General features: G+C 67.3%; 15 protein-coding genes. 6 read left to right on the top strand and 9 right to left on the bottom strand.

Going from position 1 to position 25,498, the window contains the following annotated elements:
• Nucleotides 1–7: 7 nt before the first annotated feature.
• On the bottom strand, nucleotides 8–1,657 hold the full coding sequence (locus ACFSCW_RS08245; RefSeq protein WP_380888367.1) for an electron transfer flavoprotein-ubiquinone oxidoreductase: 1,650 nt from the start codon (nucleotides 1,655–1,657) through the stop codon (nucleotides 8–10).
• Nucleotides 1,658–1,766: 109 nt separating this feature from the next.
• On the opposite strand from ACFSCW_RS08245, the gene ACFSCW_RS08240 reads away from it, so the two are divergent.
• From ACFSCW_RS08240 to ACFSCW_RS08225, 4 genes are all read left to right on the top strand, one after another.
• Nucleotides 1,767–2,564 carry a uracil-DNA glycosylase family protein gene (locus tag ACFSCW_RS08240; RefSeq protein ID WP_380888366.1) on the top strand — a complete coding sequence of 266 codons (798 nt, stop codon included), beginning with the start codon at nucleotides 1,767–1,769 and terminating at the stop codon, nucleotides 2,562–2,564.
• Nucleotides 2,565–2,593: 29 nt separating this feature from the next.
• Nucleotides 2,594–4,351, top strand: a complete 1,758-nt coding sequence (locus ACFSCW_RS08235) for a lytic transglycosylase domain-containing protein (RefSeq protein WP_380888365.1) — start codon at nucleotides 2,594–2,596, stop codon at nucleotides 4,349–4,351.
• Complete coding sequence (gene moaB, locus ACFSCW_RS08230; RefSeq protein ID WP_380888364.1) at nucleotides 4,341–4,868, top strand: molybdenum cofactor biosynthesis protein B; 528 nt, start codon at nucleotides 4,341–4,343, stop codon at nucleotides 4,866–4,868. The genes ACFSCW_RS08235 and moaB overlap by 11 nt, the downstream gene beginning before the upstream one ends.
• Before the next feature lie 94 nt (nucleotides 4,869–4,962).
• The gene (locus tag ACFSCW_RS08225; RefSeq protein WP_380888363.1) at nucleotides 4,963–5,325 is read left to right on the top strand and encodes a response regulator; all 363 of its coding nucleotides are present in this window, start codon (nucleotides 4,963–4,965) and stop codon (nucleotides 5,323–5,325) included.
• A 16-nt stretch (nucleotides 5,326–5,341) separates the two neighbouring features.
• Here the strand turns inward: ACFSCW_RS08225 and ACFSCW_RS08220 are convergent, their stop codons facing one another.
• The 4 genes from ACFSCW_RS08220 to ACFSCW_RS08205 form a co-directional block, all read right to left on the bottom strand.
• The gene (locus tag ACFSCW_RS08220; RefSeq protein ID WP_380888362.1) at nucleotides 5,342–8,386 is read right to left on the bottom strand and encodes a CHAT domain-containing protein; all 3,045 of its coding nucleotides are present in this window, start codon (nucleotides 8,384–8,386) and stop codon (nucleotides 5,342–5,344) included.
• Nucleotides 8,383–17,634, bottom strand: a complete 9,252-nt coding sequence (locus ACFSCW_RS08215; protein WP_380888361.1) for a beta strand repeat-containing protein — start codon at nucleotides 17,632–17,634, stop codon at nucleotides 8,383–8,385. The genes ACFSCW_RS08220 and ACFSCW_RS08215 overlap by 4 nt, the downstream gene beginning before the upstream one ends.
• Before the next feature lie 11 nt (nucleotides 17,635–17,645).
• Complete coding sequence (locus tag ACFSCW_RS08210) at nucleotides 17,646–19,376, bottom strand: ShlB/FhaC/HecB family hemolysin secretion/activation protein (RefSeq protein ID WP_380888360.1); 1,731 nt, start codon at nucleotides 19,374–19,376, stop codon at nucleotides 17,646–17,648.
• A gap of 199 nt (nucleotides 19,377–19,575) precedes the next feature.
• Complete coding sequence (locus ACFSCW_RS08205) at nucleotides 19,576–20,001, bottom strand: ATP-binding protein (protein ID WP_380888359.1); 426 nt, start codon at nucleotides 19,999–20,001, stop codon at nucleotides 19,576–19,578.
• A gap of 42 nt (nucleotides 20,002–20,043) precedes the next feature.
• On the opposite strand from ACFSCW_RS08205, the gene ACFSCW_RS08200 reads away from it, so the two are divergent.
• Nucleotides 20,044–20,472, top strand: coding sequence for a FecR family protein (locus tag ACFSCW_RS08200; protein ID WP_380888358.1), 429 nt, complete (start codon nucleotides 20,044–20,046; stop codon nucleotides 20,470–20,472).
• Nucleotides 20,469–21,056, top strand: a complete 588-nt coding sequence (locus ACFSCW_RS08195) for an OmpA family protein (protein ID WP_380888357.1) — start codon at nucleotides 20,469–20,471, stop codon at nucleotides 21,054–21,056. The genes ACFSCW_RS08200 and ACFSCW_RS08195 overlap by 4 nt, the downstream gene beginning before the upstream one ends.
• Here the strand turns inward: ACFSCW_RS08195 and ACFSCW_RS08190 are convergent.
• The 4 genes from ACFSCW_RS08190 to ACFSCW_RS08175 form a co-directional block, all read right to left on the bottom strand.
• Nucleotides 21,053–23,050: a CHASE2 domain-containing protein gene (locus ACFSCW_RS08190; RefSeq protein ID WP_380888356.1), complete on the bottom strand. Its 1,998-nt coding sequence runs from the start codon at nucleotides 23,048–23,050 to the stop codon at nucleotides 21,053–21,055. The two genes, ACFSCW_RS08195 and ACFSCW_RS08190, sit on opposite strands and share 4 nt — an antisense overlap.
• A 4-nt stretch (nucleotides 23,051–23,054) precedes the next feature.
• Complete coding sequence (locus ACFSCW_RS08185) at nucleotides 23,055–24,017, bottom strand: MBL fold metallo-hydrolase (protein WP_380888355.1); 963 nt, start codon at nucleotides 24,015–24,017, stop codon at nucleotides 23,055–23,057.
• Between the two features lie 2 nt (nucleotides 24,018–24,019).
• Complete coding sequence (locus ACFSCW_RS08180; protein ID WP_380888354.1) at nucleotides 24,020–24,358, bottom strand: STAS domain-containing protein; 339 nt, start codon at nucleotides 24,356–24,358, stop codon at nucleotides 24,020–24,022.
• 295 nt (nucleotides 24,359–24,653) lie between these two features.
• Nucleotides 24,654–25,403: a hypothetical protein gene (locus ACFSCW_RS08175; RefSeq protein WP_380888353.1), complete on the bottom strand. Its 750-nt coding sequence runs from the start codon at nucleotides 25,401–25,403 to the stop codon at nucleotides 24,654–24,656.
• Between the last annotated feature and the right edge of the window lie 95 nt (nucleotides 25,404–25,498).

Below are 25,498 nucleotides of genomic sequence, written 5' to 3'. Positions count from 1 at the left end.
CACAACGCTACATGTTCGGGTAATTCGGTCCACCGCCGCCCTCCGGCACGACCCAATTGATGTTCTGGGTCGGATCCTTGATGTCGCAGGTTTTGCAATGAACGCAATTCTGCGCGTTGATGACAAAACGCGGATTTCCCTCATCCTGTCCCACAACTTCGTAAACGCCCGCCGGGCAGTAACGCTGCGCCGGCTCGTCGAAATGCGGCAGGTTGTAGCTGATCGGGATGTCCGGGTCTTTCAGCGTCAGGTGGATCGGCTGATCCTCTTCATGATTGGTGTTCGACAGGAACACGGAGGACAGCCGGTCGAAGCTGATGACGCCGTCGGGCTTCGGATAATCGATCTTCCTGCACTGGCTCGCTTCCCACAGCTTGGTGTGGTCGGGCTTGTGCTTGAACGTGAACGGCAAGCCGATGCCGAGCTGCCGCATCCACATGTCGACGCCGGCGACGAGCGTGCCGACGGTGCCGCCGAACTTGGCGATTGCCGGCTCGGCGTTGCGGACCTTCTTCAGCTCCTTGGCGACCCAGCTCTTTTCGAGCGCTTCCGGATAGGCGGTCAGTTCGTCCGCCGAGCGCTCCGCCCGGATGGCGTCGAACGCCGCTTCGGCCGCCAGCATGCCCGATTTCATCGCGGTATGGCTGCCCTTGATGCGCGGCACGTTCACGAAGCCGGCCGAGCAGCCGATCAGCGCGCCGCCCTTGAAGACCAGCTTCGGCACCGACTGCCAGCCGCCTTCGTTGATTGCGCGCGCGCCGTAGGAGACGCGCTTGCCGCCTTCCAGCACTTCGCGGATGGCCGGATGATGCTTCCAGCGCTGGAATTCGTGGAAGGGAGAGAGGTGCGGGTTCTTGTAGGAGAGCGCCACGACAAAGCCGAGCGCGACCTGCCCGTTTGCCTGGTGATATAGGAACCCGCCGCCCCAGGCGTCGCTCAGCGGCCAACCCTGAGTGTGGACCACCTTGCCCGGCACATGCTTGGCCGGGTCGATGTCCCACAGCTCTTTCAGTCCGATCCCATAGACTTGCGGCTCGCAGTTCGAGTCGAGCTCGAAGATTCGCTTCAGCTCTTTGGTCAGGTGCCCGCGCGCACCTTCGGCGAAGAAAGTGTATTTGGCGTGGAGCTCCAGCCCCGGCTGATAATCGGGCTTGCGGGTGCCATCGCGCGCCACGCCCATGTCGCCTGTGGCGACGCCTTTGACCGACCCGTCGTCGTTGAACAGGATCTCCGCTGCCGCGAAGCCGGGGAAGATTTCAATGCCCAGCCCTTCCGCCTGCTCGGCCAGCCAGCGGCAGAGATTGCCGAGCGAGCCGGTGTAGGTGCCCTTGTTGTTCATGAAGGGCGGCATCAGCGCGTGAGGGAATTCGTATTTCTTGTGCTCGGTCAGCACCCAATGGTGGTTTTCGGTGACCGGCGTCTGCGCCAGCGAACAGCTCTCGCGCCAGCTCGGGAGCAATTCGTCGAGTCCGGCCGGATCGACCACCGCGCCCGACAGGATGTGCGCGCCCACTTCCGAGCCCTTTTCGAGGATGCACACGGACAATTCCTGCCCGTTCGCTTCCGCGAGCTGTTTCAGCCGGATGGCCGCCGCCAGTCCCGCGGGCCCGGCACCGACGATCACCACGTCATACGGCATCGCTTCGCGTTCGCTCATCACACTTCCTCGTTACGGCCCCGCTTCGTCGCGCCTTGGCCACGACTTGTAGCCGTTAACCGATGCAGTCGGTTGACCCGACCGTCAACCGCAGACCTTAGTATCGCCGATGGAAGGGGTAACTGCGTTCTCTGGCCACGAGGCTGCCGCCAGCCTGATCCGCTGGTGGCGCGACGCCGGCGTCGACACCTTGGTGGACGACGAGCCGCGCGATTGGCTCGCAACCTCCAACCCTCTCCCCACCGGGGAGAGGGTGGGCGAAAGCGACGCCGGGAGAGGGGCAGAGTCAGCACGCAGGGTGTCGGCCCCTCTCCCTGGCCGCTCCGCGGCCGTCCCTCTCCCCGGCGGGGAGAGGGTTGAGCTTCCCGCCGACCTCACCGCGTTCGTCGCCTGGATGCGCGAGAGCGCGGACGTGCCGGAGGCGCGCTGGGGCCGCACGCGCCTGCTTCCCGCTGGCAATGCCCAGGCGGACCTGATGATCCTGATCGACGCGCCTGATCGCGGCGACGCCGAGACCGGCACGTTATTGTCCGGATCGCTGGGCGCCCTGTTCGACAAGATGCTCGGCGCGATCGGCCGTGACCGCAGCTCGATCTGGCTGGCATCGTTCGCGACGGTTCGCCCCGTCGGGCGCGTGCCGGAGGATGCGCTGAAGCGGCTGACCGCGATCGCGCGCCATCATATCGGTCTGGTCGCCCCCAAAAGGCTGCTGATCATGGGCGATCTGCCCAGCCGCGCCTTGCTCGGCACCGAAGTCATGCAGGCCCGTGGCGAGCTGCGGTCGCTGGACCACGGCAACGCCACGGTCGAGGCCGTCGCGACGTTTCATCCGCGCCTGCTCGACGAACGCCCCGCGTTCAAGGCGCAGGCGTGGAAGGACCTTCAATTGCTGATGAAGGGCCTTTGATCGTGCGCGGGATCTCTTCCCTCGCGCTGATGACTGCCGCCATCGCGGCTCCCGCGCTGGCGAACGCGCCCGACGCCGCCGCAACGCAGGGCATCGGTCAACTGCCTGCCGCGCTGACCGAAGCGGAGCGCATCGCTTTCCTCGCCGTCTTTGCCGACTTGAAGGCGCAACTCTGGACCGACGGCGCCGCGAAGATTGAGGCGCTGCCCGACGGCCCCCTCAAATCCTACGCGCGCGCCGAGCTCTACACGCTGAAAGGCTCGCCGAAGGTCGACAATGCCGACGCGCTGGTCGCGTTGCTGAATGCGGCGCCCTGGCTCCCACAGGCGCCCCAGCTTGCCGCATTGGCGAGGGCCCGCGGCGCGGTCGCGGTCCCTGCCCTGCCCTCGCAGCAACGCATGATCTGGCTCGGCGCTGCGCCGGCCCGCGAGCGCACCGACTCGGTGAAGAACGACCCGGTCGCCGCTCAGCTCGCACCGAAGATCCTGCCGCTGATCAAGATCGACGATCCCGCGGGCTGCGAGGCGATCCTGGCGGCGCAGGAGCCGAACCTGTCCGGCGCGGCGCTGACCGAATGGCGGCAGCGCGTCGCCTGGTCCTATTATCTGAACGGCGACGACGGCAATGCGCGCCGCCTCGCCTCGCTCGCCCGGACCGGCGAAGGCGATTGGCGCGTGCAGGCAGACTGGACGGTCGGCCTCGCCGCCTGGCGGCAGCACGATTACGCCGCCGCTGCCGAGGCGTTCGCGTCCGTCGCCCAGCGCGGCGGCGATCCGGACATTCTCGCTGCGGGCCAATATTGGGCCGCGCGCGCGCTGATGGCCGCGGGCCAGCCTGAAAAGATCCAGCCTCGCTTGCGCGCGGCGGCGCGGTATGGCGAGACCTTCTACGGCATCCTCGCTGCCCAGGCGCTCGGGCTCAAGCAACTCCCACCATCCGAGCAGGACGGCCTCACCACCAATTGGGCGCGCCTGTCGACGATTCCGAACGTCCGTCTCGCCAAGGCCCTGGCGGAAATCGGCGAGCGCAACCGCGCGGCCGAGCTGCTGAAATTCCAGGCGAGGATCGGCCGGCCCGAGGACCACGCATTTCTCGCCTCGCTGGCGGCGCGGCTGACTCTGCCCGAGACGCAACTCTATCTGGCGCACAACGGGCCGAGCGGCGCGCAGGCAAGCGCCTCCGCCCGCTATCCGACGCCGGACTGGTCGCCCCAGGGTGGCTGGCGCGTCGACAAGTCTCTCGTCTACGCGCACGCTCTGCAGGAAAGCCGGTTCCGGCCCGATGCGGTCAGCCCCGCCGGCGCCTATGGCGTCATGCAGGTGCTGCCCGGCACCGCGCAGCTCATTGCCAAGCGGCGCGGCATCACGGCCCCCGATCGCAGCCTGTTGCTGAACCCGTCGGTCAATCTCGACTTCGGCCAAGCGCGAATCGAACAGGTCCGCGACTATGGCGCAACCGGCGGCCTGCTGCCGAAAGTGGTCATGGCGTACAATGCCGGCCCCGGCATGCTCGACCTGTGGAATGCGCGGGTAAAGGGCGGCGAAGACCCGCTGCTCTACATGGAGTCGATCCCCTTCTGGGAAACGCGCGGCTATGCGGTGACGGTGCTCCGCAACTACTGGATGTATCAGCGCAATGCCGGCAAGCCGGCGCCCAGCCTCAAGGCCATGGCGCAGGGCATGTGGCCGCGCTTCCCCGGCCTGCCGGGCGCGCAGGCCGTGCGGATCGAGCATCACGCCCCTGTCGAGGTCGCACGGGCGGAGGTGCAGAGCACCGGTGCCAATTGACGAAAGCCGCCCGTTCAAGCCTGTCCGGATTGCCGTCCTGACAATCTCGGATACGCGCGGACCGGCGGAAGACAAATCCGGCGACGTGCTTGTCGAACGGCTCACCCAGGCCGGGCATATCCTCGCCGCTCGCACGATCTGCCGCGATGAGCTCGACGATCTGGCGGCGCGCTTTCACAATTGGGTCGACGATCCCGACATCGACTGCGTGATTTCCACCGGCGGCACCGGCGTCACCGGTCGCGACGTCACGCCCGAAGCGTTGCAGGCTCTGGGCGGCAAGGACATTCCCGGTTTCGGCGAGCTGTTCCGCTGGCTGAGCTACCAGACGATCGGCACTTCGACGATCCAATCGCGCGCATGCGCGGTGGTGGTGCGCGGCACCTATATCTTCGCCCTCCCCGGCTCGACCGGTGCGGTCAAGGATGGTTGGGACGGCATTCTCGCCCCCCAGCTCGACAGCCGCCACGCGCCCTGCAACTTCGTCGAGCTGATGCCGCGCCTGCGCGAGCACTGATTTCAACAATGTCGAAACGACCTCGGAACGATCCTGCTCCTGTGGTGTTGCACTAGAAAAGAGTATCGAAGCCAGCCGAAAAGGGGCGCGAGGCGTGGCGAAGGGGCGCGTGTTGTGTGTGGACGACGAGCCGTTCATCCGAATGGTGATGGCGGATTGCGTCGATGGCCTGGGACTGGAACCGGTCGAAGCGGCGAGCGGGGAAGAGGCGCTCGATGCCTTTTCCCCTTCGGCCATCGATCTGCTGATCACCGATATCCGATTGGGCGGGATCAGCGGCTGGGAAGTCGCGGAGCTGGCGCGGGCGCTCAAGCCCGACCTTCCCGTCATCTACATCTCTGGCTTTCCAAGCACCGGAAAGCGACTGCCCGACACGATCTATCTGCCGAAGCCCTTCCGCCCGCACGAGCTCGAATCGGCCGTGCGCGATAGCCTCGGTATGAGCGAAGCGGACTGAGCGAACGCCGCTGCCGCTATTTCTGCAGCAACGGCCGCTCCGCATCGCCGACGATCGCGAACGCCGCCCAATAATAGGGGTGCGAGGTGTTCGCATCGTCCATCAGCTTCACCTGCGCTTCCCGAAGCGCCTGACCGGCGGGCGTCCCCGGCGGCGCGCTGAACAGGCCGGTGATCAGCCGCTTGGTGGCGTCGTAATCGTCGGGCACCGGCCAATGGCTCGCGATCACGCCGCGTGCCCCGGCACCGACAAAGGCGCGGACCAGACCGTCCAATGCGTAATTGCCGCCCGTCTCGACGCCGGCCTCGCGCGTCGCCTTGACCGTCGCCATCCCCGCCGTGTCGCAGGCGGACAGGATCACATAATCGGCATCCAGCTTCAGATCGAAAACTTCCTTGAAGCTCAGCAGCCCGTCCGAATTGGGGCCGCCGAAGGAGGTGAGCAGCGCCGGACGCGCCGGGCATTGCGGCCGCGGCGCCGTCACCAGGCCGTGGGTCGCAAAGTGCAGCACGCGATAATCCCGCAGGTCCGGCAATTTCTCGATAGCGGTGTCCGAGAAATCGGAACCCGTGAGCACCGTCGATTGCCGGCCGCCCATCGCGGTTCGCGCAAACTGCAGCTCGGCCGAGGAGATCGGATGACTCCAGGTTTCGAGTGGCCAGTCGCAATCGCCGCGCGCGGGGCCGCCCGTCGACAGGAAGCTCGCAGCGGTGAACGGCGGCGCATTCTCGCCCAGGCCGAGATAGGCGCGCTTGCCGTTCGACGGCGCGATCTGGCGCACATCGGTGAACGACCGCGCCGACACGGCCGTCGTCACTTCGCGATCGCGGCCGAGCCAGGCGATGCCGCGCATATCGAATTTGTCGGCGTCTTTCTTTGCGGTCCGCGCCAGATAGGCGTCGACGCCGGTCTGATCGGTGACGAGGAGAGTGGGCGGAAGCTGGAGTAGCGGCCCGTCCGGCTCGACGACCAGATGCGTGACGCCCTTCAGCGCATCGGGCCCGAGCGGATCGAACATCGTCCGGTAAAGCTGGCGCGCCCGCACCACGTCGAACGGCAAGGTGACAAGCTGGCCATTGTCCACGCTGACGATCGTGTCGCGCAGCTTGGCGACCGCTTCGCCGAGCTGCGCCGCGGTCGTGGTGAGCTTGATCGCTTGCGTCCGCTGCGGCGTCGCGAACACCGCATAGGCGTCCTCGCCGACAAGCCGGAGCTGGTAATAGGCCTCGCCGGGCTTCAGCGTCTTCTGAAGGTCGGCCAAGGTCAGCGTCTGCGGCGACAGTACCTTGTAGCGCGGATATTTGCTGAGCTTGGCCTGAAGCGCCGTCTGCTCCTTCTCCAGATCCGCAAGCCGGGTGCGCGCGGCAGCGAGCATCTTGGCGGCGTCCGATCCGTCCGCCGGATTGGCTGCGGCGAGCATCGAAATCTCGCCCGTCTGACGCACGACTTCGCGCGACTGGTTGACCGCCTCGCGAAACAGCATCGCGGCTTCGTCGTCGCCTTCCGACAGCTCACGAGCGAGCACGGCCTGAGTTTGCGCGACGCCGGGACGGACGAAGACCTGGTTCGCCGCGAACATCGCCGATGCCGCGGCGGGATCGGATGCCGAACGCTGGGCGAGCAGCGCGAAATACGGCGCCAGCGCCTGGCGCACCGCCGCCGCGGCGCCGGACACCTGCTCGCTATCGGCCACCACCTGCTGGTAGAGCTTCATGGCCTCGTCGGCCCGCCCCTGCCGCGCGTAGAACGCAGCTAGTCGGCTCCGCGCCTGCAGCAGCGAGGCGGAGTCGGGATAGCTGATTTCCAGCAGCCCGATCGCATTCTTGAACGACGCTTCCGCCGCGCCGGGATTGCCGGTGGTCTCCCGGATCAGCGCCGCTTCGCCGATTGCCTCGGACCGCATGAACGCCGTCGAGACGACACGGCCCTGCCGCACCGACGCCAGTGCCTGGTCGGCCCGCTCGAGCGCCTGCAGCGCTTCCGGATAACGCCGCTGCATGCGCAGCGCGACGCCGCGCAATTGCTCGGCCTGCGCGTCGAGGATCTGCGCGCGCTCATACTGCGTCAGCCGCGAATCCAGCCCCTGGGTACGATTGAGCGACGCGTTCGCGCGATTGATCTCTTCGGCAAGGCGCGGCGTGATCTCGGCGCCGACGACCGACTCCGTCGCGTAGCGATCGACGGCGGCGACCTTGCGGTCGAGCTCTTGCAGCGCCTGCCGCGGCCGGCGCTGGTTCATCTGGTGGATCGCGCGGTAATTGCGCAGCAATCGGCCGGCGATGGGGCTGTCCCCAGCGCCCCGCGCCTCCGCCTGGGTGAAGGCATCGTCGGCCGCCGGCATATTGCCGAGATTGGACTGCTGCAGGCCCTGGTTGACCAGATATTCCGTGGCCTTGCTCGAATCGGTGCCGCCGACGGTACGGTCGTACAGCGTCTGGAAGAATTCGGCCGCCTCGGCGTAGTTGCCGGCATTGTTGCGCGCATAGGCTTCGGAGAGCGCGCCGTCCGGGTCCAGCGCGCCGGCCTGGACGCGTGCGAAAGCCGCTGGATCGCCCGCAGCCGTCACCGCGACCTGGACTTCGCCCGCAACTGGCCGGTCGGTCACGATGCTCGCCAGCCCGAGTTTCAGGGCGGAATCATAGCCCGACAGCCCTTGGGAGGCGTAGAGCGCATCGCCCCGCGCCACGGTGTAAGTGCGGTAGCGGAGCATATCGCTCCCCTCGCACTCCTGAACTTTGGCTCCGGTCACGCCCGGCACGTCGGCTGCCGTGGGCGCGTCGCAGCGCCGGTCCGCTTCCGCCAATCGCGCCTGGTCGCCGCCCTTCAGTTCGTAGAGGAACCCGACCGGAGCCGCCGCGTCGCGGCACACGATCGCATAGCCGCGGTCGAACATGCTTTTCAGCTTCGGGTCGAGCGGGCGAAGCTGCGCCGTGCAGCGCACCCCGGCGTTGCCGATGCGGAAGCTTTCCTGAATGCTCAGCCGTTCAGGCGCGGCAGCCGAGGCCGGCTGGGCGAGAGCGGCAGCCGTTGCGGCGATGGCGACGAGGGATGCCTTGCTCATTGGTCGCCTCCCTTCGAGGGCGCGGGGCGGTCGCGTTGCCGTTCGTCCTGATCTTCGGGGCTTTCCCACAGGCTCGGGTTGCCGCCGCCGGAGACCGGGTCCGAAATCACCGGCTCGGTGCGAAGCTGTCCGGCGTCGATCGTCGTGATCAGCGTGACGGTCGGCAGCGCCGCGACTTTTTCAGGATCGGCCGCGCTGGAGAGCGCTCCTTCCACCGTGTCCGCGATCGCCGCCGGGATACGGTCGATCACGATCTCCTGTGGTGGCGGAAGCGGCCCTTCGCCGGCTGGCGGCGGTGAAACCGTGCCGCAACCGGTCGAGACCAGACAAGTGTTTACTGCAGAGTCGGCGGTGAGATTCTTCGTGCCACCAGGAGTTGCCGATCCGAAGTTGACGAGCGCGAGTGTGTCGTTGTTCGTCTTGAAATTGCCAGAAGCGTCGGCCGCCCGCCCGAAGATCAGCACGGCAAGCGGGGTCGTGTCCTGGCGGTTGCTCACCTGCATCCCGCCCGAGCCCGCGCTGAACCCGGCGTACTGCGTCGCCGAGCCGCTGTTCTGGATCGCAAGCAGACTCGACGCCTGGAACTCCAGACGACCCGCGCGGACAAAACCCTCCGGCACCGGCGTGGGGCCCGACGGCGCAGCGAGCAAATCGGCGCGGTTGGTGGCGCCGAGCTGGCTCAGCACGGTCCGGGTGCCGACGACGATCGTGTTGCCGATGAGGGTCAGCGTGCCCGGATTGGACGAGCTGCCGGTCAGCGCCAACGCGCCGCCGCGATCCGTCACCACGCTGATCGTGTCGTTGGAGTCCAACGTCACCCGATTGCTTGCGGCCGCGTTGGCGAGCGTGAAGGCGCCATTCACGGTGATCGAACCGCCCTTGATCCTGAGCGCACCGATGTCCGCTCCACTCAGATTGACGCTGTCCATGAAGATCGGCGTGATCGGGTCCGATGTGACGAGCGAGACATTCTGCGCACGCAGCCCCTGCGCTTCGGTGCCAGTGATCGTGTAGCCGGCCCCCGCCGCGCTGCCGCCGAACGTCACTGGAAGCGTGTTGGTGACGTTCAGGGTAAGCTGGCTGGTGCTGGCGGTGCCCAGGGTTCCAGGAGCGCCCGCGGCATCGAGCTGCAGGTCGGCCGAGCTCACCGTGATCTGCGGCGCGCTCACCACGCCGCCAAAGCTCGCAAGTGTGCCTGCCGTGACCGTCACTGCACCTGCCGCCGTGATTGCCCGGGTCGTGACACCCTGCGTTGCTTTCAGATTGACCGTGTTCGCCGTCAGATTGCCGGTCGTCAGCGCTCCGCTGGCGTTCAAGCTCAGTGCTCCGTTTGTCGCAAGGTCGCCGAGCGACAATCCTGCGCCGCTGTCGAGCAACAGGCGATTCGGCGCCGTGATGCTACCGGTCTGGAACCCGCCGGTCGCAGCGCCCGCGAAGCCCCCGGTCGTGATCGCGCCGGAAGCGACGAACCTGCCGTCCAGCCTTACCGGGGTCGCGGTGCTCAGGACTGCCGGATCGAAATTGCCCAGGTCGCTGAAGATCGTGTCCAGCTTCAGATCTGCGAACGCCGGATTGCTGTCCACGATGCTGCTATTGGAGACGAAGACGTCGTTGTTCGCGCCCATCCCTCCCGTGATCGCTCCGGTGGAGACGTTCGTCTTGGCGAGCAGCAGCGCGCTCTTGCCCATGTCGATGGCGCCGGTCGTGATGCTTCCCATCACCGATTCGAGCCCAACATATTCGAGGCTGGAGATGCTGCCGGTCCGGATATTGCCGTTCGTGGCGATGCCGACGAGGAAATCGTCGTCCGTGGAGATGCCGGCGTAAAGATCGGCGGCCTTCAGATTGCCGGTCGTGATGTCGGCCTTGCCGGTGATCGTTACCCGCTCGGCCGAGATCGCGCCGGTCTGGATCGGCGCTGGCGTTACCGAACCGCGGCTGAAGGTGACCGTGGCCGCAATGCTGCCGCCCGAAATATTCACGGCTGGGAGGATGTTGCCGAAGATGCCGTTGTTGGTGTCGTTCACGAGCAGTTTCAGTGAGTTCGCGCCCGGCACGAATCCCGTGGAAATGACCGTGTTCCGGGGCCCGTTAGCCACAGGGAAGTTGAACGGGTCGTTCGGCCCGGTCGGGGAAAAGACGAAACTGCCGCTGCCCGGCGCGAAGATGCCGGCACTGTCGACGAGCTTCCCGTTCAGCAGCACCGTGCCGCGATCATCGAAGTTGAGATCGGAGATCGTCAGCACCGCGTTGGTGAAATCGGCAGGCAGGACGAAATCGTCGCCAATGACGTAAAAGGCGGGCGATCCGGCGGCGACGTTGAAACTCTTGTCGAGGTTCAGCGTCAGCGAATCGAACACGAAAATATCGACGGACGCGGCCTGGATGTCGCCGAGGCTAATCGCGCCTGCCGCGGAGAGACTAACCTCGCCCGAGACCTCGGACGGATCTCCGAGAGCAGCCGTCACTTTGCCGGCGGTCAAGCTGCCGCCTGCGCTCGCGACGATGCTGTCCGCCGCTGTCATATTGCCGACGGCTATGTTGCCGCCCGCCGTCAGCGCGATGTTTCCGAACGGCTGACCATTGCCGCCAGCAATGTCGCCCGCCGTGATCGCGCCGCCCGACTGAAGCGAGACGTCGTGCGCCGCCGCGACCTTGCCGACCGTGATGCTCTTGCCGCCTTGCAGCGATACGGCGTCACCCGCGGTGATGTCGCCGGTCTGAAGCGCGCCGCCGGCTTCGATCGACACCGAGCCGTTCACGTTGAAGCTGGCGAGGGTCACGAAATCGCCGCCGAAGTTCGCGTTGAAATCGGTGGCGATGTCGAGCAGGCCCGGCGTCGCCGCCCCGGCGGCCGGCGGCACCAGAGAGCCGGTCACGTCGAGGAACAGGCTGTTGGTGCGGAAGACCGCATTGTTGAATGCGTTGAGCGAAAGGTCGCCCACGATCGACAGCTCGGTTCCATTGCGCACTGTCACGTTGCTGTTGTCGAGCGAGACGATCGAGGCGGGAATGACGGTCGGCTTGTCGCGGCCACTGGCGGCGAATGACAAGGTGTCGAGCGTCGCGTCGGAGTTGACGAATTCGATATCGACAGCGCCAGCGACGTTTGGGACCGCCTTGTTGGTGGGATCGCCGAACGCAAAGGCCGATCCGCTGACATTCGTTGCCGTGAGCGCGCCCCGTTCCGTGCGCTGAAAGCGATTGGTGACGAGCAGCCCCGCCACGCCGCCCGTTGAGCCGCCGGCCGCTCCCTGGGTCGAGCCCGCGCCGCCGCTTCCGCCCGCCGCGCTCGCCATCGCATTGACGTTGCCGGCAGTGACCGGCGAGCCGCGCACGAGCAAGTTCGCCTGGCCGCCGACACCGGCTCCGCCCGCGCCGCCGACGCCGCCCGCCGTGCCGTCGCCACCGACGCCGCCGAAGCCGAAGGCGCTCAGCGTCACGTTGCCGAAGATCGTGTTGCCGCTGTTTTCGGGCGTGTCAGGTCCGCTGATCGTACCAGTGTTGGCTGCGAAGCCGCCGGTGCCGATGCCGCCGACACCACCCGCGCCGCCGACGCCATTCACGTCCGCCGCGCCGCCGGTGCCGCCCGCGCCGCCAACGCCGGCCATGAGAACGTTGAGGTCGCCCAGCACGAGGTGGCCGCGCCCAGCCTCTGCATAGACTGCGGAATTGCCACCAAAGCCGTCGCCACCGATGCCGCCCACTTGGCCCGGGGCGCCCGTGCCTGCCGCTCCGCCTTGGCCAGTCATGCTGATGCTCACGGCGCCGAGCGTGATCCGGGACGGCGTGCTCGACGGGTTGACGGTCGCCGCTCCGGACCGGCTGTGAATGCCGCCCGAGCCGCCATAGCCATTGCCGCCGCGGCCGCCGATCGAGGCGTTGAACGCGTCACCCCCCTCGCCAGCCGCGTCGATGAATGTGGGGCTGGTTGCGGCCATCGTGATCGTGCCGGCCACGGAATCGATGAGGCCGAGACCGCCAAAGCCGTCACCGCCCGCCGCCGAGCCGGCGCCTCCCCGGCCCGAGACCTCGATCTCGACTGAGTTGCCGAGAGTGACGTCGCCAAAATTGCCGATGACCAAAGCGCCCGTTCCGGTCCCGATCGCGTTGCCATTGCGGTCGACCGCGCCGCCGCCCGCCCCCCGGCCTCCCACGGTCGACTTGTCGCCGCCCGATCCACCCTCGCCGCTTGCATCAAGCAGCAGGTTGCCGACGATGTTGACTGTGTTCCGACTGGAACCCGCCGGACCGAAGCTCGCGAATTGCGCCGTTCCGCCGAAACCGTCGCCGGCGCTGCCGCCATTGGCGGCGCTCGCCGACCCGCCCGTGCCTGTCGCCCGCGCCTCGACCCGGTCCGCGATGCTGAGCGCGCCGCCGGTTTGAGCGGACACAAGCGCCAGGCCGCCCTGGCCACGCCCTGCATTGGCCGTGCCGGTTCCCGAATAGCTGCCGCCCGTTCCGTTCGCCTGCACGAATATGCTGTCGACCACAGAAATGGGTGCGCCCTGCGCGGTGACCTGCGCGGTTCCCCCAACCCCGCCTCCGCCTGCGGCCACGCCGGAGCCGCCGAAACCGTCCGCCTGAAATTGGACGCTGTTGAGCGAAAGGCTCGTCGGCGTGGCCGCCGGCACGCCGGCGGCGCCCCGCTGCGTGAAGACGCCGATCGTTCCACCGGTACCGACGCCGCCCACGCCGGTCACGCCGACTTCCGTCGCATCGCCGCCAAAGCCGGATGCGCTTCCCAGCAGCGACTGTTGCAGGTCGATCTTCCCGCCGAACGCGATCACATTGGCCGTGCCGCCGAAGCCGTTGCCACCGCCCGCGCCGCTGCCCGAACCGCCCGATCCGCGCGTCTCCAGATCTACGCTTTGCTTGAAGGTGATCGTGCCGCCAAGCGAATGGATTTCAATGCCGCCGCCGAGCGTCGAGGCGCCGCCTTGGCCAAGCCCGCCAAGTCCGGTGTTCGACGATCCGCCGAACCCATCGACGTTCAGACTGACCGTGCTTGCAAAGCTCAGCGTGTTGCCGCCATTGCCCCCGCCGGCAAACACGCCGTTCGTCGAAAGTCTCGCATGGCCGCCGCGGCCCAGTGCGCCTGTGCCGGCGCCTGCCGCGCTGCCGCCGAAGCCGCCGGCGTCCATGCTGAATGCGCCGAAGCTCGCATCGCCCCTGTTGACGTTCAGCTGCGCATTGCCGCCAAACCCGGCGCCGGCGACGCCTGCAGCGTCCAGCGCCGTATAGTCGCCGCCCACGCCCCGGGCTTCGATCAAGGCGCTTCCCCCGGCCCCGGCCTGGAGCGATCCGTTGGCGAACATGTTGACGTCGCCGGCCTTGCCGAACCCGGCAACCTTGTCGCCCCCGCCGCTATTGTCGCCGCCGAATGAGGTAGTGATGATGCTGATCGCGTTGCCGCTGGTGCTCGTCAGCGTGAGCGTGCTGTTCGTGTCGGGACCGAAATTTACAGTGCCGCCCGTCGCGTCGCCGCCATCCGAACCTGTCGCGATTCCATCGCCGCCATCTGCTTCGGTGCGAGCCAGGAGCGTCAGCGCCTGAACCTTGCCGCCGCCGTTGGCGAAGACGTCAATCCTGCCGGACGTTGCGGCGCCGCCGGTCGTGCCCGCCTGGCCGATGCCGATGCCCGTCACACCGCCCCGTGCGGTGTTGACGAGATTGACCAGGCCCGTCGAGTTGAGTTGACCGCCATTGTTGGCGCCGAACCCGATCCGCGACGAGAACGCGGCGCCGCCCGATCCGGCAAGGCCGGTGTTGTTGAATCCGGAACCGCCTATGCCTCCCGTCGCCGAGGCATCGGCAAATAGCGACGCGATCGTCAGCACGCCGGCGCCGTTGGCGCTGACGTCAATGCCGCCGCCGCTGAGCGCCGCCCCGCCATTGCCGCCTGCACTATTCGCGTCGCCCGAGCCCGCGGTGCCGCCGACCGCGCGCGCTTCCATGTCCAGATCGCCGATCGTGAGCGCACCGGAGTTCGCGAAGACTTGCGCTGTGCCGCCATTGGCCGCGCCGCCGCCGCCGCCGATCGCGCCCGATCCGTTGCCGCCATGGCCGGTCGCCGTAAGCTGGACCGCGCTGCGGAAGATCATCGTGCCGCCGCTCTGGACGATGCTGGCCGTGCCGGGAAGCGCCGCGCCACCGATGCCGCTGGCGCCGCCATTGACGTCGCCGCCAAAGGCGCTGGAGTCGATGCTGACAGACGTCGCGGAAGAATCGAATGTGCCCTGATTGAAGATGCTGGCCAATGCCGAAGTGGCCTTGCCGCCCGAGCCGCCCGCATTCGCGTTGCCGCCGAAGGACAGCGTGTCGAGCGAGATCGATCCCGACGAAATGACGATGCGGCCAGTCGCCGCGGTCGACAATGTGAGATTGCTCGAGACCGCGTCGCCCGCGGTGAAGCCGTCGCCGCCGAAGGACTCGGTGTCGGCCGTAATGCCGCCCAGCGTCATGACGCCGCTGCTGTCGATCGAGATCGCGCCGCTGAGGCTTTGGCCGCCGGTTCCGCCAATGTTGGCGCCCGAGCCGCCGAACGTTTCCGTGTCGAGCGAATAGCCATTGGCCGCAGTGATCGTCCCGCTGGCGCCGGTCTGGATGTTCAGGTTGCCGCCGATCGCATTGCCGCCGGTGAACCCGTCGCCGCCAAAGGATTCGGTGTCCAAGGACAAGCGCGAAGCCGTCAGGCTGCCGTTCTGGACGTTGATCGTCAGCGAGCCTGACTGGCTGGCCCCGCCGCTCTGGCTCGCCGCATTGGTCCCGCCGCCCGCGTCGCCCCCGAAGCTTTCGGTGTCGCCGCTGAGGTTTTGCGTGAGCGTCAGCTGGCCGCCGGTATCAATGAAAACGCCGACGAAGGTCGTTGCCGCAACGCCGCCCGCGCCAGGTGCTGTCCCGGGTCCAATCAGGCCACCGTTGCCGCCGAAAGCTTCGTTGAAGATGGTGAGCGACGTGCCCGTGGCGACGCCGCTGCTGGTGACGTTGAAGCCGGCTCCTCCGCCCAGCAGCGCCGCGCCGCCCGCGCCCGCCGCTGTCCCGGCGGGCCCCGTGCTGCCGCGGCCGCCGGTCACCGCGAGCGAAAGAGTGCCTGCGCCGAAGCTGATATTGCCGCCCTGCAGGATGGTCGAAACGGCGCCACCCGTCGCGGAGCCGCCACCACCGCCGTTGCCGCCATTGCCGCCGACCGCGCGCGAGTCGACCGTCATCGCGCCGCTGACGGTCAGGGACGAGTTCGTCACCAATGCTATGGCGGACGTCCCGCCAACCGCATTGCCACCGGTCGCAAGCTGCGCCGTCGCCCCCGCGCTGCCCGCGGTCGCGCCCGAGACGAGCGACACGGAGCCGGCCTTGATACTGCTGGTTCCGGCAGAGACGGGACCGGCGATGATGGAGGAGTTGCCGCCGTTTGCCGCCCCTCCCAAGCCGCCGACGAGCGGATCGACCGTGCTGCCCGTCGCCTTTGTAGAAAGCGAGATGGCGCCCGTGACCTGAACGTCCGAGCCGTTCGCGCCGATCGACAGGAAGGCGCTGCCGCCCTTTGACTGGTGCGTGAAGTTGGCAGACCCCGCCGTAACCTGCGCGCCCACGGCGTCGGCGGTAGCGCTGTAAGCGCCGCCCACCTTGACCGTACCGCCATCGACGAAAATGCCGGCGCTTCCGCCTGTCGCCTGGCCTTCGCTCAGCCCGCGCGCGGAAATGTCGAGATTGCTGGTGACGTTCAGCGTGCCGCCACTCTGCACGATGATCTGTGCCTGCCCGCCCTTGTTCGACGCCTGCGGAGAGCCCGCGAGATACGATTCATCGGCCGAGACCCGCACGCTGCCTGCGTTCAGCGTGCCGCCCCCGATCACGATGTTCGAAAGCCCGCCGTCCGACGGATAGTTGGCCGGAAGCGTGCGGCCCGCGAACCGGTCGGTATAGGCTTCGAGCGCACCGGCGACCGTCACCGTGTCGCCGCCGGCGATGGTCATCTGGACCGTTCCGGGCGTCGTCGGCCCGACCGAGAAGAAGGTGAGGTTGCCGGCCGCATTGATCGTGTCGTTGCCGAAGGATTCGAGCGACGCAGTCCGTCCGCCAAACAGCAGCGCGTCCTGCGCCAGCGTGAGCGAACGTGTGTTCACATCAGGCAGCAAGGTCACGTCGGATGCTGCCTGCGCGATCAGCCGCGAGGTCACGTTGCCGGCCATGATCCTGATGTTCGAGTCGAACGGCGCGACCGGCAGTTGCGGGATGCGCGCCGCCAGCGGCCCGGTCGTCGCAGGCGTACTGATCCCGCTGCCGGACTGCAGATAGATCACGCCATTCTCTATCGACGCCGACGCGGCGGTGTCGAAGCCGAGCTGATCGTTCGGCGAAATCAACATCGTGATCGCCGTGTTCTTCGGCACGGCGACCATGTAGATGCCGTGATTGTCGCCCGGGCCCGTGCTCGACGGACCGCCGGTCGAACCATTGTGCGTCAGCGGCGTGCCGCCGCCGTCCGACCCGACCGCCACACTGATGTCGAACAGGCCCTGGTTGATCGACAGTGTCGCCTGCTCTGCCGCGACATAGGCGGCCGAGCCGTTCACCCGCACGTTGCCGCCCTGATTGATGACCGGCGCGACGAGCGCGACGTAACTGCCTTCCGGCGACGCTGTGATCCGCGCGCCCGGATTGAGCGTGACCGCCGCATTGCTGCCCGCCGCGCTGTTCAGCGTGAAGCTGGTCGTCGAGCCGATCGTGCCCGTGCCGCCGGTCGGATCGCCGGTCGACAGCAACAGGCTGCCCACGTCGAAAGACGCGTTTGGACCCAGGATCACGCCCCCGGGGCTGAAGAACCACACCGCACCACCGGGCGTCCCCAGCCCGGTCGCGGGATTGACGATCTGACTCTTGACCGTGCCGTCGAACTGGATCGGGCGGCTTTGATCGGCCGCGACGATGCGGTTCAGGACGGTGAAATTGGAATTGGACTGATAGGTCGCCGTGGTGCCGGCGTTCTGGAAGCCGATCGGCCCTCCGCCGATGGCCGCGTCATTGGGCGTGAAGTCTAGGACGGCGGTCGAAGAGTTCACGTTGTACGTTTCGACGCCAGGCGTGACGCCGCGGCTGAACGTCACGTTGCCCGATCGCACCACGGGATCGGGCGCGTTGTACGAAAGCTGCGCATGGGCGGGCGTCGCCAGCGCCGTCGCCAGCGCGATCGCGGAGGTGCCGGTGATGCACCGACGGAGCAGATGGCTCTTGGGACGAATGAGCATGACAGCGCTCCTCACGGCAGCAGCTTGGTGGTGAGAGTGACGAGAAAGCGGACGTCGCCGCGGCCGGTCTGGAAGCCTGCGGCCTTGGTCGGCACGGCCAGCGTCATGTCCAGCCGGGCGCGGTTGAACAGGCTCGCACGCACGCCGCCGCCGACCGAGGTCAGATTGTTGCGCGTGTCGGGCTGGTTCTTCAGCCACACCCAGGCGGTGTCGACGAACACGAAGGGCTGGAGCGCGATCTCCTTGCCGGTGAACGGCGCCCATTGGTTGATCTTCAGCTCGGCGGACAGGCCGACGCCGCTATCGCCGATGATCGTGCCGGGATCGTAGCCGCGCCCGACCGTATAGTTGCCGCCCGAAAACTGCTCGAAGCTCAGCATCGGATCGAACGCATATTGCGCGCGCGGGCTGAGCGAGAAGCCGACATTCGGCGCGACCTGCACTTCGCCGGTCGCCTGCGCGCGGAGGACGGTGCCGGTCGCATCGCCGCTCGCCCGGCTCTGCGGCGTGCGCCCGGCGACGATACCGCGCTCCGACGCATCGAAGATGTCGAAGCCGTGGCGCAGCTCGATGCTGCCGCCCAGCCGCCAGGACGGCACCGCGCCGATCGTCGGATCGGTCGCGTCCAGGTCCAGGCGCAGATACCCGACGCGCAGCCGGTCGCGCGTCAGTGGAGCGCCGGCAAAGCGGACATTCTGGTTGACGAAATCGAGTCCCACCGCGCCGCGGATGTTGCTCGCCTGGCGCCGGATGAACGGATAGCTCGCCTCGGCATTGGCGAAGAGCGTGCGCGCGCTGACGTCGGGCTTTGGCCCGCCGGCGGTCAACGGAGCAATGTCGGGCCGCGTCCAGGCGTAATTGAACCGCCCGCCGAGCGTCAGCCCTTCGCCGCCCAGCCGGAAATCATGGGCGAGCTGCAGGATCTGCTGCTCCTTGAAATCGGCTGTCGAGTAGAATGCGATGCTCGTGCGGTCGCCAAGCCCGGTCAGGCCGAAGAACTGCGCGCGAAGCTGTCCGCCCCAGGGGCCGGTGTCGTGCGCCGCAAGATTCTGGATGTTGAGGTCGATCAGATAAGGCGTGCGCACCACGGTCACGTCGCCGACCAGTTCGCCCGCGCCGGTGCCGGCAGGGCGGAGCGTCAGCCGCACTTCGTATCCCGGCAGGTCGCGGACCAGCAGCAGATAGCGCTCGGCTTCGATCCGGTTGAACACTTCCTGCCTGGTCAGCGGCTCCAGGTACGACTGGATCAGCCCTTCGGCATGCCCCGCATCGCCGCGCACGCGCACCGCGACCAGCTTCGCGTAGAGCACCTCGAAGCGGACCTGGCCACTCTCGATCTTCTGCGTCGGCACCTGGACGGCGGCCAGATACCCCTTGCGGCGAAGCACTGTGGCGGCGGCGTCGCGGATTTCGCACACCACGCTGATCGGCCGCTCCTGGCCGAGATAGTCGCGGTAATAGGGCTCAAGCTCCTCCGCCGACACGCCCTTCAGGTTGTTGAACACCGCCTCCCGGACCGTGACCTTCACATCCTTGTAGGCGGGATCGTCGAGCGGACAGGGAGAACGTTCAATGCCGCCTTCGACTTGGACGCGGGTGGCAGGCGGCGCGCTCGGCGCCGGCGGCGTCATTTCCTCGCGGGTCGGTGGCGCGACCGGACTGGTCTGCGCCAGCGCCGCAGCCGACGCAGATAGAAATAGACTGACGAATCCCGCACGCGCGAGATGAAGCGTGGCGCCCACCCGAGTTCCCCCTATTTTATTCTCGGATCCCGGAGCGCCCGTCCCGGAGTCACATGCGCCTTGTGGCGCTTGATCCCATATCACCCGATCGGGGATGGTTACGCAATCCTAAACTTCTGTTCACCTTGGGGTTTTCACGAGGGAACGGCTCAAAACGTGTCGTTGCAGAAGGGTGAGATAGCGGCCTGAGTGCAGAGTGTTAGGTGAGGGGGCCGGAGCTCAGCGGCAGCGCCAAAATCAACCGGTTGAGCGGCGGCCCCGGCTCATAGGACAGAATATTGGCCCAGCGCCGGACGATAGCGAGACCTGCGCCGCCGCCCCGCTCCGGCATTTTGCCGTGCTCGGGCGCATCGGCCGGATCGAACGCCCGTGCGCTGTCGTAAATCATGACGTGCACAGAGTCTGGTCGAAGCTCCAGCGACAGCTCCAGCCGTCCATTGGCCCCCAGCCCGCCATGCTCGAATAAATTGGCGAGAAGTTCCTCCACGACGATCGCCAGCCGCCCCTCGTCAAACGGCTGCAGGGGCAGTTGGCGGCAAGCTTCGATGGTCAGCGCCAACACTTCGCGCAGCACGAGCGGCGGTGCAAAGCGTAGCGTCACTGGAGCGGAGTCGCGCGCTGCCATTCTTTGGTCTATGCACCAGAATCGGCAAAGGGGGAGCTACGCATGAGATTCGGCTCGGCGATCCTGCTGATGTGCATAGCGGCCAGCGCCCCCGCGCTCGCCGAGATCGGGCGGGTGAAAAGCAGCACCGGCGCCGCGTTCGTCGTGCGCGGGAAGACGCAGACGCCGGCCAAGCCCGGCCTCCCGCTCGAACCGCAGGACGTGCTGCTCACCAAGCGCGACGGCCGCATGGCGATGACGTTCATCGACAACACGCGCTTTGCCCTTGGGCCCAACAGCAACGTCTCGGTCCGGCAGTTCCTGTTCGACCGCAAGACGCAGCGGGGCCAGTTCGAGGCGCAGGTGAATCGCGGCTCGCTGGCCATCGTTTCCGGACAGATCGCCAAATCCGGCCAGGATGCGATGAAGGTCCGCACGCCAACAACGGTGCTGGGCGTACGCGGCACCCGCTTCGTGGTGAACGTCCCTTGAGGGGCGTCGCCGCCGCCGCATTGCTGATGCTGGGCGCCTGTGCGGGCCCGTCGGTGCTGCTCCTGCCAGACGAAGACCCACATCCGAGCCAGGGCAAGGTTGCCGTGCTGGAGCGCAAGGGCAAACCGCAGGATTATGTGATCGACCAGGCCAACAGCCGGACGCGGCTCGCATACCGTCCGGCCTCGCGCGTGCTCTCTGAAAAGCGCCTCCCCAAACGCTCCGTCGCGCTGGTCGGCAGCCTGCCGCCCAAGCCGTTCGAAGTGACGCTTTACTATGACGAAGCGGAGACCCGGATCATGCCGGATTCGCAAGCCGCGCTGGACAGCCTGCTCGCAGAGGTGGCGAAAAGGCCGGGGGCCGAGATCCAGATCACCGGCTATACCGATCGCAAAGGCACCGACGACGATAACGACGCGCTGTCGCAGAAGCGGGCGGATACGGTCCTGGCCCAATTTATCGATCGCGGTGTGGCCCGCGAGAACCTCGTTGCGGTCGGCCGGGGCGAGCGCGATCCGCTTGTCCCGACCGACGACAATGTCGAAGAACCGCGCAACCGCCGCGTGGTGGTGACCGTCCGCTAGCCGAGATAGCGGATCGCGAGCAGCGTCAGATCGTCGCTCGCTTCCGTTCCCGCTTCGAAGGCGCGGACCTGCGCCAACACTCCGGCGACTAGGTCGTGCGGCGCAGCGCTCCCCGCGATCGCCTTAGCCAAGCGCCCGCGACCGAAGATGCGCCCCTCCGCATCCTGCGCCTCGGTGACGCCGTCGGTCAGCAGCAGCAGCGTCTCACCGGGCGCAAGCTGCAGCCGCTCGACCGGCCAGGGGAAATCAACCACGCAGAAAGGGGGCCCGCCTTCCATCGCGACGTCCTCGGCGTCGCCCGCGCGCAGCACGAACGGGTTTTCATGCCCTGCATTGATAAGCCGCACCTCGCCCGATGCGCAGTCGAGCACGCCGATCAGCATCGTCAGGCCCATTTCGTCCGGCGCGTCGCGCGACAGCTCCGCCTGGATCGTCGGCGCCAGCGCCGGCAGCGGCTCGCGCAGCATCGCGCTTTTGGCGAGCGCCTTGGACAGCGCCATGAACAGCGATGCGGGCACGCCCTTGCCTGTCACGTCGGCAATCGCGAAGGCGACCCGGTCGGCATCGAGCCGAACAACATCGAAAAAGTCGCCGCCCACCGAGCGTGCCGGCTCCAACAGCGCCGCGATCTCCACGCGCGGGTCGAGCTTCGCCAGCGCCTCGGCGCGTGGCAGCATCGCCTGCTGGATCGACCGCGCCGCTTCCAGCTCCGCTTCATTCGCGGCGGCGCTCACCCGCTCCTCGACCAAAGCCTCGCGCAGCCGTTCGCGCTCCCGCCTTGTCTGCGCCGCGGCCGAAAGCCCGATGCCGATGGCCGCGGCGGACGAAAGCGCGACTTGCGGGATCGGATCGAGCAACAGCGACCAGCGATCGAACGCCAGCCACGCCGCGCCGAGCATCGCGCCCGACGCGAACGGCACCAGCAAGCTCGCAGCGCCACGCCGAGGCACCAGCCACAGCGCCAACACCACGATCAGCGCCGCCGCGCCCCATTCCGCCGCCCAGGCCCAGCGCGGCCGTTCCAGCCAGCCCGATCCGCGCAGGATCGCGTCCACCGCCTGCGCCTGGACCAGCACGCCATAGATTTTGCGATCGATCGGCGTCGCCGCGACATCGACCGTGCCTGCCGAGGACAAGCCGATCAGCACCGCCGTGCCCCTGAGCGACAGTGCCGGGTTGCGCCGGATCAGATCGACTGCCGAGATCATCCGGCTTTCGGGGAAATGCCCGAAGCGCAGCCGCATCTCGCCGTGGCGGTCGACCGGCAAGCTCCAGTCGCCCAGCCGCACCGCCCGCCCATCGAACCCGATCGCGCTCGCTCCCATCGCTACCCGCGCCACTTCGATCGCCAGCCCCGGCGCCGTGTGCGCCCCGACCGTCGCCAGCAGCGGCAGGCCGCGATAGATGCCGTCACCGCCCGGCTCGGCGTTGATCAGCCCGTGCCCAGCCGCGACGTCATCGAGCTCCGGGATCGCGCCGATCACGCGCGGAAAATGGAGGAACCCGTCCGGCAGCCTGCGCGGCAGCGACGCATCGACCGGAAGCGCCGCCGTGCCGCCCGCCTCGGCCGTGCCGGTGCGTGCGAGCACCACCGGTGCTTCCCCGATGATCTGCGCGAATGCCTGGTCCGGCGACGGCAGCCCCTGCACTGCGGCAGCGGGCAGCTCGGGATAAAGGCCGGCGATCTGCTTCGGCCCCAGCCGGTCCGGTTCCGCGAACAGCACGTCGTACCCGATCGCGACCGCGCCTCGCCCGGCGATCTCCTGCGTTAGCTTGGCCAAGTGAAAGCGCGACCAGGGCCACGGCCCCAGCGCCTTGAGGCTCTCGGCGTCGATCAGCACCACGCGCACCTTGGTATCGGAGAGATCGCGCGGGCTGAGCCTCTGCCAGCCGTCGAACAGCGGCCGCCTGAGCGCGTCGCCCATCGCCAGCAGCAGCACCGCCGCGATCACCGCCGCCACCAGCCCGCCCCGCCGCATCCGGCGACGGTCCATCGGCTCAGACGCGGATTTCGAGCCCGTCATAGGCGCACAGCACGTCGAGCGCCGCTCCCTCGCGGGTCAGCTCCTCGTAACGGATCGTCTCGCGGTGCATCCGCTCGATATCCTCGTCGCGATAGGTCGGCTCGTGGTGGAACAGCACCAGCCGCCGCGCTTCCGCCGCGTGGCAAAGATCGACCGCGACGACGTTGCTCGAATGCCCCCAATCCTCTTTCAGCGACACGGTGTCGGCCAGCGAATACATGGTGTCGCAAATGACCAGGTCGCTGCCCCGGAAGAACGCGACGAACGCGTCCTCCGCGTCCATCTGGTCGGTCTTGTGCTCGCTGTCGGTGCTGTACACGATGCTGCGGCCGTGCCCGTCCGTGAAGCGATAGCCATAGCTGGTGTGGCTGTGGTGCTGCGCCATCGCCACCACCTGCACGCCGTCGACGTCATAGCTGCGGCCCGGCTCCATCGTCTCGAAGCGGATTTGCGCGCGCAGCCAGTCGAACGCGACCGGGAAGGAAATCTCCTCCTGCTGCCGCCGGATCGCCTCTTCGGCATCGGCATGGCAGGCATGGATCACGATCTCCGCGCCGGGGTCGAACGCCGGCACGAAGAATGGAAAGCCCATGATATGGTCCCAATGGAGATGGGACAGGAAGATATTGTATTTGCGGGGATGGCCACCGCCGCAACGCTTCATCGCGTCCAGCCCGAACTCCCGCAGACCGCTGCCCATGTCGCAGACGAAGAAAGCCGCCGCGCCCGTCTCCAGCTCGACGCAGCTCGTTGCGCCGCCATAGGTCGCGCGCCCCGAAAACGACACTTCGGCATCGAGGAACGCCCGCGCCTCCGCCTCGTCGCCGAACCGGCGACCGTCCGCCACCACCAACGCCCGAGCGAGCTTGTCCGCCAACGCATCGGCCTTCAGCGCTACCGGCAGCGAGCCGCGGGTTCCCCAGAAGCGCGCCAGCACGTTCAGCTCTCCAGCGCCCCGTCGACCGTATCGGCGACCGCGAAAATCTTGTCGTAGCGGCTGATCGCTAGAATCTCGCGAACCAGCTCATTGGGCGCGGCGAGCACCACCGGCACCCCGGCCCCATCCGCCTCCCGCTTGCCGAGCGTCAGCGCTCTCAGCCCGCGCGAAGACATATAGTCGACCTGCGACAGATCGACCACCAGCCGGCCGAGGCCGCCGGCGCGCGCGGTTTCGACTGCCGTCTTCAGTGCCTCAGCGAACGCCTCCCAATGCAGCTCGTCGATGCGGCCACTGGCCCGCCCGACCAAAGCGCCCCCGCGCGTCTCGCTCGTCCACATCGGCACCCCCTGATCGCGAGGATACGCAAAAGCCGGGCAAACGCGAGTCGCATGTTCGGGGCGATAAAGTGGCGGCGGGAGACGCGGCTCCGTATGTCCGCAACCCCAAAGGTAACAAAGGTGCACGGCACCGCGCTCTATCTGTCACCTTTGGTCGGGGAGATTCCGCTGCGAAATGCCGGATGTCTCGACGGTTCAAGGAAGCCGGCGCGCGGCCGATTCGGACGTATCAGAAGCGCACCCGTGTAGGACAGCGGAATGTCGGCTTTCGATCCCAGTGGTCATCTGCCGGATGCTAGGTGACGATTATATATTGTTCGATGGCAATGGACGTTATCGCGCTTGGAACGAGCGAGCCTTCTGACGCTCGTCCTTTGATCGTCAGCTTTGTCGATGATCCAAGGTCCACAACATAGCACAGCATCTTCGCATCCGCTGAGCAAGCCTCCACACTGTCGATCTTCGAGATATCGGCATCTGCGAGGATCGCCGCTTCGCAGGTCGATTTCTTCGCGTCGATGATGTTTAGGCACGGCTCGGCTTTCAGCTTCCCTGAACGCACGGCCTCGACTGCTTCCTTCAGCATCAGCGCACCTTGAACGGCAGTTTGCGCGTCCTTCGCCGCGAACCAATCCGTTTCCTCGCTGTTGCCCACCGACGCGCACTCCGCCTGCCAGACACCCTCACCCGTTCGCGCATCTTGCAATGCCTGGCGCGGTAGGCGGACGATGTGGAACCACGCCTGCGCTTCGACACTGTAGGGGCGCAGCGGCGCATCCTCCGGCTTCGCCGTCGTTTCGGTTGCGGCATACCATAGGGTCACCGCGTCACGTCGACAAAGCCCATCAAACTCCGTTCCGAACGGTTTAGTGGTGAGGCCGACGCCGCGAAGTTGCCGGAACATGCCTGAGTCTATGCGCTTAATCGGTTCCAGCACCGAGAGCAGATCGCGTTGGACGGACCGGTTCGCGGCGCGCGGAGGTAGTGCTTCACGTTCGCGGGTTGTCGCCGCCTCCTGCGCGAGCGCCGGAGAAAGGGCGAGCACCGCCGCCGCTCCGCAAGCCAGCATCCTTGCCCACCGTGATCGCATGCGCTCCCCCGCCAACCGATGCCGAACATGCGCGATGCCGAGACCTCTTG

This window comes from Sphingomonas tabacisoli (assembly GCF_042678385.1).
GTDB lineage: Bacteria > Pseudomonadota > Alphaproteobacteria > Sphingomonadales > Sphingomonadaceae > Sphingomonas_B > Sphingomonas_B tabacisoli.
Note: the sequence above shows the minus strand (reverse complement) of the source record. Positions and strands in the feature narration are given on the sequence as shown.

Excerpts from the sequence above, each read along its gene's own strand:
- ACFSCW_RS08245 (WP_380888367.1), bottom strand. The coding sequence starts at position 1,657 with ATGAGCGAACGCGAAGCGATGCCGTATGACGTGGTGATCGTCGGTGCC.
- ACFSCW_RS08240 (WP_380888366.1), top strand. The coding sequence starts at position 1,767 with ATGGAAGGGGTAACTGCGTTCTCTGGCCACGAGGCTGCCGCCAGCCTG.
- ACFSCW_RS08235 (WP_380888365.1), top strand. The coding sequence starts at position 2,594 with ATGACTGCCGCCATCGCGGCTCCCGCGCTGGCGAACGCGCCCGACGCC.
- ACFSCW_RS08220 (WP_380888362.1), bottom strand. The coding sequence starts at position 8,386 with ATGAGCAAGGCATCCCTCGTCGCCATCGCCGCAACGGCTGCCGCTCTC.
- ACFSCW_RS08215 (WP_380888361.1), bottom strand. The coding sequence starts at position 17,634 with ATGCTCATTCGTCCCAAGAGCCATCTGCTCCGTCGGTGCATCACCGGC.
- ACFSCW_RS08205 (WP_380888359.1), bottom strand. The coding sequence starts at position 20,001 with ATGGCAGCGCGCGACTCCGCTCCAGTGACGCTACGCTTTGCACCGCCG.
- ACFSCW_RS08200 (WP_380888358.1), top strand. The coding sequence starts at position 20,044 with ATGAGATTCGGCTCGGCGATCCTGCTGATGTGCATAGCGGCCAGCGCC.
- ACFSCW_RS08190 (WP_380888356.1), bottom strand. The coding sequence starts at position 23,050 with ATGGACCGTCGCCGGATGCGGCGGGGCGGGCTGGTGGCGGCGGTGATC.
- ACFSCW_RS08180 (WP_380888354.1), bottom strand. The coding sequence starts at position 24,358 with ATGTGGACGAGCGAGACGCGCGGGGGCGCTTTGGTCGGGCGGGCCAGT.